This is a genomic window from Labilibaculum filiforme, assembly GCF_002843315.1.
Classification (GTDB): Bacteria; Bacteroidota; Bacteroidia; order Bacteroidales; family Marinifilaceae; genus Labilibaculum; species Labilibaculum filiforme.
Window position 1 is genome coordinate 1 of the sequence record NZ_MVDD01000033.1, and the last position, 17,008, is coordinate 17,008.

Annotated in this window: 15 protein-coding genes and 1 rRNA gene; 7 read left to right on the forward strand and 9 right to left on the reverse strand. The window is 34.5% G+C overall.

From position 1 onward, the window contains the following. Window positions 1-79 precede the first annotated feature (79 nt). The gene (locus BZG02_RS20275) at window positions 80-1,144 is read right to left on the reverse strand and encodes a carboxypeptidase-like regulatory domain-containing protein (RefSeq protein ID WP_101263579.1); all 1,065 of its coding nucleotides are present in this window, start codon (window positions 1,142-1,144) and stop codon (window positions 80-82) included. A 315-nt stretch (window positions 1,145-1,459) separates the two neighbouring features. On the opposite strand from BZG02_RS20275, the gene BZG02_RS20280 reads away from it, so the two are divergent. The 4 genes from BZG02_RS20280 to BZG02_RS20295 all read left to right on the forward strand — a co-directional run bounded on the left by BZG02_RS20280 (window position 1,460) and on the right by BZG02_RS20295 (window position 6,370). Further along, the gene (locus BZG02_RS20280) at window positions 1,460-2,407 is read left to right on the forward strand and encodes a hypothetical protein (protein ID WP_101263580.1); all 948 of its coding nucleotides are present in this window, start codon (window positions 1,460-1,462) and stop codon (window positions 2,405-2,407) included. Window positions 2,408-2,512: 105 nt separating this feature from the next. Further along, a complete protein-coding gene (locus BZG02_RS20285) occupies window positions 2,513-2,998 on the forward strand; it encodes an RNA polymerase sigma factor (RefSeq protein WP_101263581.1) in 486 nt (161 codons plus the stop codon). After that, window positions 2,999-3,868, forward strand: a complete 870-nt coding sequence (locus BZG02_RS20290) for a FecR family protein (protein WP_101263582.1) — start codon at window positions 2,999-3,001, stop codon at window positions 3,866-3,868. Then, window positions 3,869-6,370 (forward strand): TonB-dependent receptor, encoded by a 2,502-nt coding sequence (locus BZG02_RS20295; RefSeq protein WP_101263583.1) that lies wholly within the window; start codon window positions 3,869-3,871, stop codon window positions 6,368-6,370. 375 nt (window positions 6,371-6,745) lie between these two features. Here BZG02_RS20295 and BZG02_RS20300 read toward each other — a convergent pair whose 3' ends face one another. After that, window positions 6,746-7,108: a hypothetical protein gene (locus BZG02_RS20300; protein ID WP_101263584.1), complete on the reverse strand. Its 363-nt coding sequence runs from the start codon at window positions 7,106-7,108 to the stop codon at window positions 6,746-6,748. Between the two features lie 172 nt (window positions 7,109-7,280). Between BZG02_RS20300 and BZG02_RS20305 the strand changes: the two genes are divergently transcribed. Next, window positions 7,281-8,828 carry a hypothetical protein gene (locus BZG02_RS20305; RefSeq protein ID WP_101263585.1) on the forward strand — a complete coding sequence of 516 codons (1,548 nt, stop codon included), beginning with the start codon at window positions 7,281-7,283 and terminating at the stop codon, window positions 8,826-8,828. 58 nt (window positions 8,829-8,886) lie between these two features. Here the strand turns inward: BZG02_RS20305 and groL are convergent, their stop codons facing one another. The 6 genes from groL to BZG02_RS20335 form a co-directional block, all read right to left on the reverse strand. Next, window positions 8,887-10,524 (reverse strand): chaperonin GroEL, encoded by a 1,638-nt coding sequence (gene groL, locus BZG02_RS20310; RefSeq protein WP_101263586.1) that lies wholly within the window; start codon window positions 10,522-10,524, stop codon window positions 8,887-8,889. Between the two features lie 33 nt (window positions 10,525-10,557). Beyond that, window positions 10,558-10,836 carry a co-chaperone GroES gene (locus BZG02_RS20315; RefSeq protein WP_101263587.1) on the reverse strand — a complete coding sequence of 93 codons (279 nt, stop codon included), beginning with the start codon at window positions 10,834-10,836 and terminating at the stop codon, window positions 10,558-10,560. Between the two features lie 260 nt (window positions 10,837-11,096). Further along, on the reverse strand, window positions 11,097-11,438 hold the full coding sequence (gene secG, locus BZG02_RS20320) for a preprotein translocase subunit SecG (RefSeq protein WP_101263588.1): 342 nt from the start codon (window positions 11,436-11,438) through the stop codon (window positions 11,097-11,099). Window positions 11,439-11,444: 6 nt separating this feature from the next. After that, complete coding sequence (locus BZG02_RS20325) at window positions 11,445-12,503, reverse strand: hypothetical protein (RefSeq protein WP_101263589.1); 1,059 nt, start codon at window positions 12,501-12,503, stop codon at window positions 11,445-11,447. Window positions 12,504-12,507: 4 nt separating this feature from the next. Further along, window positions 12,508-13,020 (reverse strand): LptE family protein, encoded by a 513-nt coding sequence (locus tag BZG02_RS20330; RefSeq protein WP_101263590.1) that lies wholly within the window; start codon window positions 13,018-13,020, stop codon window positions 12,508-12,510. 36 nt (window positions 13,021-13,056) lie between these two features. Continuing rightward, window positions 13,057-14,301 carry a sigma-54 interaction domain-containing protein gene (locus BZG02_RS20335; RefSeq protein WP_425432636.1) on the reverse strand — a complete coding sequence of 415 codons (1,245 nt, stop codon included), beginning with the start codon at window positions 14,299-14,301 and terminating at the stop codon, window positions 13,057-13,059. A gap of 195 nt (window positions 14,302-14,496) precedes the next feature. Between BZG02_RS20335 and BZG02_RS20340 the strand changes: the two genes are divergently transcribed. After that, complete coding sequence (locus BZG02_RS20340) at window positions 14,497-15,666, forward strand: sensor histidine kinase (protein ID WP_101263592.1); 1,170 nt, start codon at window positions 14,497-14,499, stop codon at window positions 15,664-15,666. 18 nt (window positions 15,667-15,684) lie between these two features. Beyond that, on the forward strand, window positions 15,685-16,434 hold the full coding sequence (gene kdsB / locus BZG02_RS20345; RefSeq protein ID WP_101263593.1) for a 3-deoxy-manno-octulosonate cytidylyltransferase: 750 nt from the start codon (window positions 15,685-15,687) through the stop codon (window positions 16,432-16,434). Between the two features lie 468 nt (window positions 16,435-16,902). Here kdsB and rrf read toward each other — a convergent pair. Further along, window positions 16,903-17,008 (reverse strand): 5S ribosomal RNA (rrf, locus tag BZG02_RS20350); the annotation flags it as partial.

Below are 17,008 nucleotides of genomic sequence, written 5' to 3' on the forward strand. Positions count from 1 at the left end.
TTGATAGATATCATAACAGAGATCATCAAGGCATCGATAGGAAGAAGCCGTTTATAATCTATAATATGGCAGCTTAAATTCAACTTAGAAAACAGAAATCTTGGTCCAACAAAACGAGGGTACTATACTCTATAGAAATATCAGTGCTTACATATTCATTAAAATGAACTAGGTTTGACTTTGTTCTTTCATTGTACAATTCCTCCGAATCCGAGATATAAGACAAATAATACTTCCCTTGTCTCTTCAAATACTTTATCTTAGTCCTGCTTGATTTACTCTTCAGTTTACTTTTGGATAAATAATTATTTCTCTTTTCTTTTCCATATTCAGAATAAGAATAGTCAAAATACAAATAAGCCAAAGATTTTACATCCAAATAAAACACACCTTCATATTTGGCTTCTTTTGAGTCTTTGGGTACAAACTCAATTTTATAAGCAGACCCTCCATCCAATTGAGACTTTGCAATAGAATAGCTATACTTTTTAAAACCTGAAGGAGAAATAAATTCACTCCTCCTTTTAACTTTATCCCACACTAATGCCTTATGTACGCCTCCATACCACATCACCCTGCTTAGGGAGTCGTACATTGGATTTTTATTCATTCTACTCTCTAAAATCTTTACCTGTCCTTTCGACTGTGTTTTATAAGGTGTTTTAAATACATCCAGCAAGGCTTCTCCAAAATACAAATACTCTTTGCTTTCAGGAACATAGTAAGATTCCCGGTAAAAACCTTTCATCCGTGTATCAACATCCGAATAATTATCCTTTATTTTCCCGTACGCTCTGCGAAGTAGAGCAAGCAAGGTATCTTTTGGCATTACCAGCACCTCAGACAAATTACAGGTATCTTTTTGCAATTGGATGGCAAGCGGCGACTTGCTTTGTGCCAAATTTATTTCCTGACTTTGATAGCCGATAGAACTAATTCGAAGTTTGCCTGCCTTGTATTTCTCCGGGATTTTTATTCTGAAATCACCCTGACTGTTAGTAACGGTTCCCAAATAGGAGTTCATAACATACACACTACTTCCAGGCAGTACTTTATTATTGTTATCAGAAACATTACCCTTAATTGTTGTTTGGGCATTTAAATTAACAACGAATAATAACAACGGAATAAATAAAAATCTCATAAGACATCCTTTAGTTTAATCACTAAACTAATTCATCATAAAACTAATTTTTATAAAATACAAAAGCATACAATTAAAGTTAAATTAGATCAAAAATAGAAATACATCGGTATCCACAACTATTTAAGGGTTGAATTTGAAAATCCCAACAAATTGACTCCAGAATTAATAAAACTATTTTCTACACATATTTAACTAAACACCCAGTCTATGAAAATAAATTAATTTTTTGAGTAGGGTGAAATTTCACTTTGTCGGTTCACAAATAAGCGAGCTTATAAAACTTAAATGTAAAATCATCAAAAAATTAGAATCATGAAAAAGTTCCCTTTTTTACTATTAGCAGGTTTAGCAGTTGTATTTTTCTCTTGCGATAAGAGCGAAGATGTAATTGATGTATTAAACGAAGATCAGGTAGCATTGAACAACACTGTGAAAACAGTAGTCGCTTCGGAAGAGTCCACCGAAAATGTTATGGAAGCTATTGATTACGAGACTGATTTATTCTCCTTTGCAGAATCGGAATTCAATGAGCCAACCTCTTCCACAAAATGTTCAATTGCCGAGCGTTATGGTCAAATGTTTCAACAATGGATGCGTTACAAAGGCGATCGCTTACCAGATGTAAGTGTTCAATTTGGTGAAGAAAACCGTTTCCCAATGACAATTACCATTAACTACGGCGATTCTACCATACTAAACAACGGTCGTATTATTAGTGGTACCACTACAATTGAATTAAATGCTTCTCCTTTTACCGATGGGGCAGTGCGTGAAATCACTTTCGACTTAACGATTGATAGCATCGCAATTGACGGTTGGCAACGTATTGAATATACAGGTGAAAAAGGGGTTTCCAAAAAATTTGCATACACCAGCGAGATTACTTTTACCTTCCCCGATGAAACTACTCTTTTCCGTTCGGCAGAAAGAACACGAGAATGGATATCTGGATTGGATACGAAATGGGATGTTAGCGACGATAAAATCGAAATTAAAGGTTCGGTTACTTGTGTAGATTCGGAGCAAAACGAATATTCGAAAATAATTGATGCAGAAAATCCATTGGTTAGAATTGGAACCTGTCGTGTAATTGTAAGTGGATTGGTAATTTTTACTCAAAACCAAGTTGAATTTGCAAGATTTGATTACGGTGACGGAGAATGTGATAACATTGCTACTTACAGTTACCTTAACGAGGCTGGAGAAACTGTAACTGAAGAAGTAGAAATCGGAAAACATCTAAGAATTAGGGACAAATAGTAAATTTGAATCAACTAATCTGAAACTGGTGCAGAGTATTGCTTTAATCCTCTGCACCAAATTCACCGAAAAAGTTTATTTTTACTGCAAACCAATCCTCTAGCCTTGACACAGGAAGAATTTAAACTCTTATTTGATAATCATTTCGATTCCATCCGGAACTATATTTACTATCGTTCCCGAGATGAAGAACTTGCTACAGATATTGCGCAGGATAGCTTTATGAAGTTGTGGGAGAAAAATTTAGATTTCGACGAGAAACCATTACGAGCCCTACTCTACAAAATTGCAAATGATCTATTTATCAGCAAATATAGAAGAGAAAAAGTAGCCCAAAAGTATTTAGTGAAGTTAGAACCTGCTGTTGACAATTACTCCCCTGAAGATCAATTAGCTTATAAAGAACTGGCTACAAAATATGAAACAGCACTCGAAGAGCTATCCGAAAAACAACGAACTGTTTTTTTAATGAGTAGAATGGAGGGATTAAAATATCAGGAAATTGCCGACAGATTAGAACTAAGCGTAAAAGCGGTCGAAAAAAGAATGTCGTACGCACTTTCGTTTTTAAGAAATGCTTTAGGAAAATAAATGAAAACAGACAACCAACATAACGAACTCAAGCCGGATATGGATTTTATCAATTCACTTCCTAAAATCGAAGTCACCTATTCAAAATCCAAAGAGGAGGTATGGAGAGAACTTTCGAAGCAAACCTCTGCACCTATCTTAAAAAATAAGGTGGTGAAAATGCAATGGATTAAATATGTTGCAGCCGCTTGCATAATCATTCTATTAGGCTTAACCGGCTTTATGAATCTTTACACCAAAACAATTCATTGTCCGAAAGGAGAACACTTAAGTGTAAACCTACCCGATCAATCCATTGTTGATTTAAACGCAAACTCGAGCATATCCTACCAACCATACTGGTGGAAATTTTCACGAAAAGTGCAATTTGAAGGAGAAGCCTTCTTTAAAATTACCAAAGGGAGTAAATTTGAAATTGCTTCGAACTATGGGAAAACCTATATTTTAGGAACCAGTTTTAATATATATGCCCGGGGAAATCAGTATAAAGTAACCTGTTATACTGGAAAAGTAAAAGTAGTATCAACTTTAACATCCGACAAAATTCTTTTACTTCCTAACGATCATGCGTTTGTTACCAAAAATGGAAAAATAGAACTTAAGAAATGCGAAAACATGGAAGAAAAGATTTCTTGGCGAAATAATTTATTTCTTTTTACGAAAACTCCATTGCGCCTAGTGTTTGAAGAAATAGAATTGCAATACAATATTAATATTGTAGAAAAGAGGAAATTTGATTTAATTTATACAGGGAAATTTGGCAAAGAAAATTCTGTAGAATCAGCACTTCATACTGTTTGCATGCCTCTTGGTTTAAAATTTGTTAAAGGACCCAATAATAATTACATCATCACCTCTAACGCCCAATAAGTGAAACGAGTTATCATCTTTCTATTATTAGGATTGGTTTTTTCAACTATTTCAGCTCAAAAAATTAAGCTTACCGCCAACAAAAAGCCTTTGAGCGAAGTGTTGATTGATCTGCGGGACAACTATGATTTTCAATTATCTTTTAATAATAATTTACTATCTACTTATATCGTAAGTATCAATCAATCTTTTTCTTCGAAAGATGAAACAATCGAGTTCCTGTTACGAAAACTTCCTCTTAATTACGAAAAATCGAATGAAGTGTACCTAATTTACCCCGAAGAACGAATCATTCAGTATCGTATTTTCGGCAAAATTCTCGATAAAGAAAGTCTCGAACCTCTTCCTTTTTCTCATCTCACCATCAACAATTCCCCAATGGCTACCGATGAACGAGGAAATTTTTCATTTACATCAGAAATAGATAGTACCTTTCGAATATTAGCTTCTCACTTAGGCTATTTTATTCTCGACACACTTGTGAATCAAGGTGCAAATCAAAACATTCTACTGAGTGCCGCCAGTACCGACTTACCGGAAATTACTGTTACCGATAAAATTGTTCAGACTTTTATAAAAATGGGCAACCAGGCAGGAAACCTAAAATTAAACCATAAAATTGCGGGCTTCCTGCCAACCAACAACGATAATTCGGTTTTTGAATTGCTTCGCTTACAACCAGGAATTCTTGCTGCGGGCGAACAAAAAAACGACCTGATAATTTGGGGATCCTACGAGGGCGAAAGTCAGGTGCTTTTCGATAATATAACCCTTTGGGGATTAAAAAATGTTTACGAAGATATTGGTGCAGTTAATCCATTAGTAGTAAAAAATATTGAGGTACTAAAAGGTGGGTTCGATGCCCGCTATGGCGATCGAGTTGGTGGTATTGTGTACATTACTGGTAAAAATGGAACCCGTCTTAAACCTACTCTCAATTTGACCTTAAATAATATCACAGCAAGTGGTTCCTACGAACAACCTATTGGAAAACAATCCTCGCTTCTTTTAGCTTTCCGACAAACCTACTACAACTTATTTAAAGATCAACAAATTAAATACGCTACATCCAACCTAAATCTTCAAGAACAAGGTTTAGATCAGGAAGCAGAACTTCCTGGCTTGGCAGCTTTAAACGTTGCCCCAGATTATAAATTTCATGATCTTAATTTTAAATTTACGAGCAATTGGGAAAATGGCGATAACTTCTCGTTTAGCCTAATGACCGGAGAAGATCGATATTCGTACGATATAACTACAGACGTTTACGCAAACGCCAAAAAACACAAATTCGAAGGCAATAATCAATTTGGAGCATCTATTAACTACGGAAAAGTTTGGCGAAATGGAAATACCAGTTCCCTATCGGTTTCCCGATCCGAATTAGATACTAGAACAAGCGATGTGTTAACGATAAACAGAATTCGTACCAACGAAGAATTCTATAGAAGAGATGATGAATCAACAAACAGTATTCTCGAATATCGTGCAACGCTTAAAAATTCATTTGTATTTGCCGAAGATCAGAATTTTGAAACGGGATTGAATTACATCAACGATGAAGTAAATTTAAAGGAAGACTCGCTTGGTATCAACATCCTCCATATAAAATCAAAGGCCGACAGAATTGGCTACTATTTTCAAAACAATTTAAATGTTAGCAGCGGTGTTTCTATAAAAGCGGGATTTCTAGCCAACTATCCAATCGCTCTAAAAAAAGTATATTGGGAACCACGAATTTCAATTAGTTTACTTCTATCCGATAAAATTGGAATAAACGGAGCATGGGGCTTGTACAAACAATTTATTACCAAGAGTTCTGTATTGAGTGAGAATGGCGATTTTCGATACATATGGGTTGGCGCCAACGAAAAAGATATTCCGGTTTTAGAATCCGTTCATCATGTTTTAGGAGCGTCCTACAATAACAATGGATTTACTTTTAGTGTTGAAGCATATTACAAAAAGACCGATGGTCATACGCGTTATTACAAATTCCGCAATGAAGGAAATATCTCATTAGGAAAAAGTAAAAGCAACGGATTGGATGTTTTTGTCAAAAAGGATATTGGCGATCATACCTTGTGGGTTTCTTATACACTCAGTAAGACACTTGAAAATTTCGATTATTTTAGTTCCAATAACTATCGCAGAGCATTACATGATCAGCGTCACGAAATAAAAACTGCCGGCTTACTGTCTTTAAAACCTTTTTATATCTCGGCTAATTATATTTACGGTTCCGGTTTTCCAATCTACTCTAGTCAAAATAAAGTGGTAGCAGAACCCAATTATACAAGGCTCGATGCAGCATTGATTTACAAGTTCTATCCTAAAAAAACCAAATGCGAAGTAGGAATATTATTTCACAACATTCTCGACCGCAACAATATAACCTACGAATCCTACGAAAAAATACCTTTAAATCAGATCAATTCCATCAGTATTTATACCGAAACGGTACCCTCTTCCATCCGTTTGTATTTTAAAATCACCATCTAACAAGAAATAATTTCGAATAAAAAAACCGGACAAGAAGAACTCTTGTCCGGTTATCACAACTAAATATTAAAACATAATCAAAAAGATGGTCTAAATAATAACAAGAAGAATCTAAGAGATCCGATTAAGTATGGAATGTTTCTTAAAAAAGTATAATCACACCTAACTTACTTTTAAACTACTAATTCTAACGGATTGGATCATTCGTAAATATTTACTAACAAGCCAAAAAGAAATTGTTCATTTCCTCACAAAACCATCACAACTTAGTATTCTTCATGTTTGGTTAATAGTTAGATCATTAATAATACAAGGGGGATAGTATTACTAACTCTCTAAAAAATTGCAATTGAATTAACAACTACAAATGGTTATTCAAAGTACGTTATCACCAGAAACTTCTTCAAAACTACTTTTTAAAGCAGCTAAACGTTTCTGATAAATTGGAGCTTTTGATGTATTTGTAACACCAGTCTTTAACTTGCCAGATATTTCATTTTTAAATGCTTCCAATTCTTCCACAGAAACCATTTCTTTAATCGATTCAACCAATTTGGTCAAATTCATTACACCAGCAAATTTATTCACAATCACATTTCCAATTTCTACAGCCTGAATTTGGCTGAGATCTTTGGTAATTTGATCGACTCCAATACATTCAAGAGCTTGATTTAATCCGCTAACTGTTTCTAGTTTCTCGGATTTTGTTAATTTTGATAACAGATTTGTTGTATTCATGTTCCGCTTCAAGATTTTTTTTAATGAATCATACTCTTGATTTGATGATTCAAATGTAGCTCATGAATTGAGTTTACAAAAATCGTTTTTTAGTATAAACTACGAAGTTCAAACAAAATGAAAGTTAAAAACCACACTGTTTATCAATCAGTTAACTTACACATCTTTTACAATGCCTAAACAACAAATAGACCCTCTGTTTCAATTAATTAAATCGATTTCGAAATCGGAGAAACGTAATTTTAAGTTGTACGCTAATAGAATTAGTAGCGAAAAAGAGACTAAATTCTTACAACTTTTCGATGTTTTAGATAAAATGGATGACTATAATGAAGTCATTATTTTAAAAAAAGCAAAAGAAATAAAGCAATCCCAGTTGCCAAATTTAAAGGCACATCTTTACAAACAGTTGCTTACAAGTTTACGTTTAACGCAAATCAATCACGATATCAGCATCAGTATTCGTGAACAAATTGATCACGCTAAAGTTCTATACAACAAGGGATTATATCAGCAAAGCCTTCGGATTCTTGATAAAACAAAAGCCTTGGCCCGAAAAAATAAGAAGAATATTCTAGTATTTGAGGTGATACAATTCGAGAAGTTAATAGAATCGCAATACGTTACTAAAAGTATCGAAACACGAGCCGAAGAAATTACCCGAGAAGCAAGCGAAATCAGTAAAATAATGGATGGAGTTGTATTTTTCTCGAACATGTCGATTCGACTTTATGGTTTGTACTTAAAAGTTGGATACGTTAGAAACGAGAAAGATTTGCGAATGGTGAAAGAGTTTTTCAACACCAATTTAGAAGCATACGACATTCCAAACTTAAGCTTTTTCGAGAAATTGTACTTGTACCAATCCTACGTTTGGTACTACTTAATTGTACAAGATTTTTTAATGTGTTACAGATATGCTCAAAAATGGGTTGACCTTTTTCAAACAAATCCGGAAATGATTCAAATTCATACCGATTTATATTTAAAAGGTCTGAACAACGTTTTGGTTGCTCTCTTTTACACCAATCATGTAACAACATTTAAAAGGAACCTTCGCCTACTGCGAAAATTAGAACATGAAGAACAATTTCAGCACAATTCTAATTTAAATATCCTGCTACACATGTTCCTGTATATGCACCGAATCAACAGGCATTTTATGGATGGAACCTTTAATAAAGGGATTCACTTAATTCCAAAAATTGAAGGCTTTTTAGAAGATAATAAGTTTGGAATGGACAATCATCGTGCTTTGGTTTTTTACTATAAAATTGCGTGTTTGTACTTTGGCAACGGACAATACAAAGAGGCAATTAAATATTTAAACCGAATTTCGGATGTAAGAGATACTACTCTACGTGGCGATATTCATTGTTTCGGACGAATATTAAATTTAATAAGTCATTACGAACTAGAGAACACCGAACTTTTAGAGTATCAAATTCGATCCACCTATCGTTTTCTTGCTAAAATGGACGATTTACAGGAAGTACAAAAATACATTCTTCGTTTCCTCAGAAAATTAAGTTCTATCAGTCCTGATCAATTAAAGGATGAATTAAAAAAATCACGAATCGATCTGCAAAAGTGGGTGAATGATCCTTACGAAAAAAGAGCATTTTTATATTTAGATATTATGTCATGGTTGGATTCCAAAATAGAAAATCGACCAGTGCAGGAAATAATTATGGAAAAAATAGCAAAAAACAAACGATAAGAAAAAAGGCTGTCTAAATTTTTTAGACAGCCTCTTTAAAAAAATATAATAAAATATTTTACATCATACCAGGCATTCCTCCGCCCATTCCGCCACCCATTGGCATAGCAGGAGCTTCTTCCTTAATATCGATCAAAACACATTCGGTAGTTAAGAACATACCTGCAATCGAAGCAGCATTTTCAAGAGCTACACGAGCAACTTTAGCAGGATCAATAACCCCTGTTTCGTACAAGTTCTGATATTCTCCAGTACGAGCATTGTAACCGAAATCACCTTTACCCGCTCTTACTTTATCAACTACAACCGCACCTTCGCCACCAGCATTAGCAACAATCTGACGCAACGGCTCTTCAATAGCACGTTTGATAATCTCGATACCTGTAGTTTCGTCCTCATTCTCGCCCTTAAGGTTTTCTAGAGCTGCAATAGCACGAATATATGCTACACCACCTCCAGGAACGATTCCTTCTTCAACAGCCGCACGAGTAGCACTCAATGCATCGTCAACACGATCCTTTTTCTCTTTCATTTCCACTTCAGAAGCAGCACCAACATATAATACGGCTACACCACCTGCCAATTTGGCTAGTCTTTCCTGAAGTTTTTCTTTATCGTAATCAGAAGTTGAATTCTCGATTAAAGTTTTAATTTGAGCAACACGAGCCACAATCAAATCTTTCTCCCCATTTCCATTTACAATGGTAGTGTTCTCTTTATCAATGGTAATTTTTTCTGATTGACCAAGCATATCTAAAGTTGCCTGCTCCAATTTCATTCCTTTTTCTTCCGAAATCACAACGCCACCAGTAAGAATGGCAATATCTTCCAACATTTCTTTTCTTCTGTCGCCAAAACCAGGAGCTTTCACCGCAGCAACTTTTAACGATCCTCTTAAACGATTCACCACCAAAGTAGCTAAGGCTTCGCCTTCTACATCTTCAGCAATAATCATTAACGGACGACCTGCTTGAACAGCTGGTTCAAGAATCGGCATTAACTCTTTCATTGTAGAAATTTTCTTATCGTACAATAAAATAAATGGATTCTCTAAATCAGCTTCCATTTTCTCAGGATCTGTAATAAAGTAAGGAGAAATATATCCACGATCGAATTGCATTCCCTCCACCACTTTTACATAGGTTTCAGTCCCTTTAGCTTCTTCAACAGTAATAACACCTTCTTTTTTTACTTTTTCCATTGCCTCAGCAATCAGAGCACCAATGGTTTCATCATTGTTTGCAGAAATTTTAGCAACCTGCTTAATTTTATCGAAGTTATCGCCTACCTCCTGCGCCTGCTCTTGAATATTAGCCACAACAGCCGCAACAGCGATATCAATTCCTCGTTTTAAATCCATTGGATTTGCACCTGCAGTAACATTTTTTAGTCCAACATTTACAATAGACTGTGCTAAAACAGTAGCTGTAGTAGTTCCATCACCAGCATCATCACCAGTTTTTGAAGCCACTTCTTTCACCATCTGAGCTCCCATATTTGCTCCTGGATCAGCCAACTCTATTTCTTTTGCAACCGAAACACCATCTTTAGTAATTTGAGGAGCACCAAACTTGCGATCAATCACAACATTTCTACCCTTAGGTCCTAAAGTTACTTTTACTGCATTTGCCAACTCATCAACACCTTTTTTTAACAGGTCGCGAGCTTCTATATTAAATTTTATTTCTTTAGCCATTTCTTACTTAATTTTGAAATTTAGTAATGTTAATTATGCAATGTACAAAACGTCTGTCTGAGACATTAAGAGATAATCGTCTCCATTAATAACCAATTCTGTTCCTGAATATTTTCCATAAAAAACAGTATCTCCTTTTTTCAGTTCCATTGGTTCCTCTTTCTTATCAGCCCCTACCAACACAACTTTACCCTGCATTGGCTTCTCTTTTGCAGCATCTGGAATAATGATACCACTTGCAGTTTTTTCTTCAGCTTTTATTGCTTCAACCAAAATTTTACCAGCAAGAATTCTACCTTTTAAATCTGCCATTTTCAAAATATTTTAAGTGATTATTTTAATTTTAACGACTTACTCTCTTTCATAATTCATGCCAAAGGAAAATCATTGACAATATTTCCGCGATACTGCTTCTTTTTTTAAAGATCAATAAAATTTAAGTAACCGACATTGTACTATCTCGGTGATTAATGAATAAATATACTGAAAAACAGTTGGATAAGAACATAAAAAAAATGTCAGCATGATATGACATACTGACATTTTTTTATATCAATGATATAATTCTTTTCTTATTTTGCTGTATCCGCTTCGGTAGAAGGAGCTTCAGTTGGGAAAGTAGGAACCTCAGTAGCAGTTTCAGTATTCTGTAATTGCTGCTCAATTTGTGATTTCTGACCTTCTACTTCACCACGATTAATAGTCATCGCAGCTAAAAGACAAAGAACTAATAAGCTACCGGCTAAACCCCAGGTTGCTTTCTCAAGGAAATCAGTTGTTTTCTTAACTCCCATAATTTGGTTTGAGGATGAAAAGTTTGAAGCTAATCCACCTCCTTTTGAGTTCTGTACTAAAACGATTAACACTAAAAGTACACAAACAATAAAGATCAATACTAAAACAAAGGTATACATACTTATCTATTTACTATTTTTTAATTTTTCTATTCTCTCAATCTGACTCGCAAAGTAAGCGTTTTTTTCGGGATTTTTCAAAACTAATTTGTCATAAACCGCAATAGCCTTATCGAACAGTTTCTGTTTCACGTAGATAGAGGCTAAAGTTTCACTAATAAAACCATCTTTATCCTCTAAACTCTCCAACGAAATATCTTCTTGTTTCTCAACAACTTTAATACTTCTGCTTATTCTTGGTTCGTTTTGAATAAAACTATCTATTAAATCTATTCCCTTTTTCGATTTTTCTTTAACAGGATCAGAAATATCCTCTTTACAATCGGATTTATTAACCACAGTCATCCAATCCGAAAAGCTATGATTTTCATCCTTATTCGATTTCGCATCTTTCTTCTTTGGTTCGTCCGTTAAAGTATACAAGTTACCACCAAAACCAATATGATAAACCTCAGTTGCCGCTACCAATAATTCCGAATCTCTTAACCTCTTATCCGAACTCGGCTTCTCTATTTGCGTTTCTGATTCTGATTTTTTATTTTCAGTATCAGCAAACTCTAAAATTTCATCCTTGGAATTTAGCTCAATTTCAAATTCGTCTAGGGTATTATTCTTCGGTGCAAGCTCCGAATCGATAACCTGCGAATCTTCCGATAATTGAATCAAGTCATCCGCTTGCTCTACCTTATTTAAAGGAACGGGTAAATTTTCTTCTAATGGAAAATTAATATTATCCGCGGACTTGGTAATTTGATCCTCTTCTTTCCGTAGCTCTTCTATTTCTGTTTTGTCGAAAATTTCCTCTCGTCTTTCAGTACGGAGTTGTATCTTAATTTGATCTTGAATCAACAAAAAAAGCTGCCGACGATCCGGAATGTGCAAAGCTGAATTTTTTAATTCCTCTTTAAAACGGATACTTTGATTGTCATGCAAATTTTTTAACAACAGTAAATGAGCAGTTTGAAAATAAGGATACTGATCAATCAGACTTTTTAATTCCCGATAACTATTCCGATCCATTTTTTTCGAATCCCTTACCCAATTCTGTAATAAACTATGATCCATTCCTTTACCAGTTTACAACTGCTTGATTATAAATATCATCAATAATATCTTCTAAAATCTCTTCAACCAACCCTTCCTCAACATCACTTAACTGTTGTGTACTATCAAAATCGCGAAATGCTGAAAAACTTTTATCAAAATCATTATCAGGCTCTATTTCGTTTGTAAAACGAACTTTTATTGAAACAGTCAGTCTATTGGTTGCCGAAATATCGTTAGAAGTAACATCCAGAGCCTGCGTTCTATATCCGGTTATTTCTCCATCGAAATTCAGATGACCTTCCCCATCTACTATTTCATCTAAAGTAGTTTGCGACCGAAATTTTTCTTTAAGTGCCTCCGTAAACTGATTGCTCAGATTAGGATTTACTAAAGGAGCTCGGTTTGGAAAAAATTGCACCGAAAAAGTTTTCACATCCGTAGAAAGTGTTCCTCCTGTAAATGAGTAGGAAACCTTACATGCCGTTACCACTAAGGCAATACAAACACTTAATAATAGTACTTTAATTAAATTCATATATTGGAAAATAAAAATAACAATAAATTGTGAATATTAGTTGATATCGTACTCTTTGATTTTACGATACAAGGTACGTTCCGAAATTCCAAGATCCTGAGCAGCATACTTCCGTTTTCCGCTGTGCTTATCCAAAGCTTTACGGATTAACTCCACCTCTTTATCTTCCAGCGATAACGATTCCTCAATAAATTCCTCTGTATCTTGAATTTCCGAATCGCCTGATGAAGATACTGTAGCAGATGTATGTGCAGATGCTTGATGCTGTAGAATATCAATCTCCTGATCTTCATACAGTTTTCGAATAAGCAATGCATTATCTTTTTGCAAAGAAGATGAATCTCCACTTGTTTGCATCAACTCAAATACCAACTTTTTTAAATCGGTCATGTCCTTTTTCATATCAAAAAGAACCTTATACAAAATTTCCCTTTCCGAAGAAAATCCTTGATCTTTCTTCGAGGAATCCGTATAAAGTGCAGGTAACATCTGCTCATCATTCCTTGGAAGATAAACTTTTAATATATCAGCTCCAATTTGCCGTTCCTTTTCGATAATGGAAACCTGCTCTGTAATATTTTTTAATTGCCGAATATTTCCCGGCCAACGATAAGATTTTAATAATTGTTGCGCACCAGCATCCAATCGCAAGGGGGGCATTCTATATTTTTCAGCAAAATCTTGGGCGAATTTTCGGAAAAGCAAATAGATATCCTCTTGTCTTTCCCGTAAAGGAGGCATGCTAATAGGAACCGTATTTAAACGGTAATACAAATCTTCCCTAAATTTACCTTCTTTTACCGCTTTTGGAATATTAAGATTGGTTGCCGCAACCACCCTAACATCCGACTTTAGTACCTTCGAGGAACCCACCTTAATAAATTCACCCGTTTCTAAAACACGTAACAAACGAACTTGCGTTGATAATGGCAGTTCACCAATCTCATCTAAAAAGATAGTTCCCTTATTAGCAACCTCAAAATAACCTTTCCGATCGGATAAAGCTCCAGTAAAAGCACCTTTTTCGTGCCCAAATAATTCGGAATCAATTGTTCCTTCCGGAATTGCACCACAATTAACCGCGATATAAGGCGCATGTTTTCGCGAACTAAATTGATGTATAATTTGAGGAAACACCTCTTTTCCTGTTCCACTCTCTCCTGTAATCAATACCGACAAATCGGTAGGAGCTACTTGAATTGCAATATCAAGCGATCTATTTAAAGAGTAAGTGTTCCCGATAATTGAAAACCGATGTTTTATTGTTTGTATGTCCATCAAATAAATCTAATTTGCTTGTTTCCAAAATCTAAAACATGAAATTTTTTCATGCTACCTGACAAAATTACTACTTTTTCGAATTAGAAGACTATTCTACCACATTAATATCATTAAAGATTGTTAATTTTCAGTATCCTTTTACGATATCTCCCGTAAAAAATCAGATAATTCGGAAGTACTAATATAGAAGATCCAATGGCCATTAATCTAGAGAACCTTAAAGAATCAAACGAATTTCTAAATATTTTATTCAATAATATTACTGCCGCATTATTTATTCTCGATAAAAATGCTCGCATTGAAAATATGAATGAATCTTTTTCTCTTCTTTTTCAAAAACGAGAAGAAAATATAATAGGAAACTTATGTGGCAACGCATTAGGATGCAAATTCGCCGTTGAAGAAAAAGCACTATGTGGAGAAACATCACATTGTATAAATTGCATTTTGAAAAAGGACATTTTGCAAACTATGGCTGAGAAAGTTCCTGTAAACAGAAAAAAGCTCTCTAGAGAATTTTACTCCGACACCCACAAAGAAACCAAACACTTCTTATATTCAACAAGATATATTCATTATTATGGAAAAGAATATATTTTGGTGATTGTTGATGACCATACCGAATTAGAAAACAGTAGAAATAAACTCGAAGAACAAAATGAAACCCTTCGAATCCTAAATGAACAAAAATCAAAATTTTTAGGCATCGCAGCTCACGACCTTCGAAATCCTATCGGTGCAATAAAATCCTTCTCTAATTTACTATTAGATTCCTATCATGACTTTTCGGAGGAAGAAAGAATTGAATTCATGGAATTAATAAAAAATAGTAGTCAGTTTTCATTAAACTTAATTAATGAACTACTAGACATATCTAAGATAGAATTGGGAAAGCTTGAACTGAATAAAACAGAAGTTAATTTTCAAGAAGTAATCGAAAACGCCATAAAAATCAATAAAATATTTGCAAAAAAGAAAAATATTAAAATTAGTTTTATTCCTATTCCAGGAAATCATCTAATATGCGTTGATAAAAATAAAATAGAGCAAGTGCTTCACAATCTATTAAGTAATGCTATTAAATATTCCAATCCAAACACAACAATATCCGTTGTTTTTACGAAAAATCAATCGCATATTAGATTGTCAGTTAAAGATCAAGGAGTTGGCATTCCCGATAAAGAATTAAAAAATTTATTTACTGAATTTGGTAAAACAAGTGCAAAAACTACCGCTAACGAAAGTAGTACCGGTTTAGGTTTAGCCATAGCAAAAAAAATTGTTAATGGTCATGGAGGAGATATAATGGCTTATAGCAAACTAGGCGAAGGTTCTGAATTTTTGTTTACTTTGCCATTAAATTAAACCTCAAAAAACACAAGAATGAAATTCTTAGGAATTATACCTGCAAGATTTGCATCTACAAGGTTTCCTGGCAAACCTTTAGCCGATATTAATGGCAAACCAATGATTCAAAGAGTCTACGAACAAGCGCTTAAAGCCCTTGATCATGTATATATTGCTACCGATGATAAAAGAATTGAGGAAGCTGTAAGTAGCTTTGGAGGAGAAACTATTATGACCTCTCCCGATCATCAAAGTGGAACCGATCGAATTGCCGAAGCAGCTAACTATATCACAAAAAAATTAAAAATTAATTTCGACGTGGTAATAAATATTCAAGGCGACGAGCCCTTTATACAACCCGAACAAATTCAATCCTTAAAATCCTGCTTTGATAATCCCGGTACGCAAATAGCAACGTTAATTAAATCAATTACAAATCCTGCTGAAATCTTCGATCCTAATAAAGTAAAAGTAGTAATAACAAAAGATAATCGTGCTTTATATTTTAGCCGGTCACCAATCCCATTTATTCGTGGGAAAGAACAAAAAAATTGGTTATCCCAAAATAATTTCTACAAGCATATCGGCATGTATGCCTATCGGTTTGAAGCCTTGCTAAACGTAACAAAACTTGATCAAAGTAAATTAGAAATAGCTGAATCATTAGAGCAACTACGATGGCTTGAGAACGGTTATTGGATACAAACAGAAATAACCGAGCACGAATCGATTGGAATAGATACTCCTGAAGATTTAATTCGGGTAAAGGAAATGGGACTTTTATAGTCCTTTTTTTATGCACTAAATTTTCCGTAAGACTTTCATGAAAGAAGAAAAATTATTTTCGATCCTATTTTAAAAACCTTAAGCTCTAATGAGAATCAAGAATACTGTCTTCGGGAAACTAAAAAAATAATAAATCTACTTTGCCACAAGCTTAATCAAATTTCAGGTTGCGAAATGCCCTACAAAGCATTTTTAGCGCTGATAATTTCTACACAACAAGAAGTATGAATGTTTACAATATTAAACTCAGAAGGTATTTAAAAGCCCATTCTAGACTCTCCTTAGAAAACAGTCTCAACAATAGACTTCATTTACAACTAATCCCTACTTCCTTTGATATCTAAAACCAGGTAAAGCTATTTCTGTAATTGAAAAAGCACCAAAATAAATTTCTCTTTTTTTATCCTTTCTGTGATTTTAGGGCAAAAAAAAAGAGTCTCATTCCATTTGGAATAAGACTCTTTTAAAAGTTGGCGTCGACCTACTCTCCCACCTTTCGGCAGTACCATCGGCGCTAACGGGCTTAACTTCTCTGTTCGGAATGGGAAGAGGTGGAACCCCGTTGCAATAGACA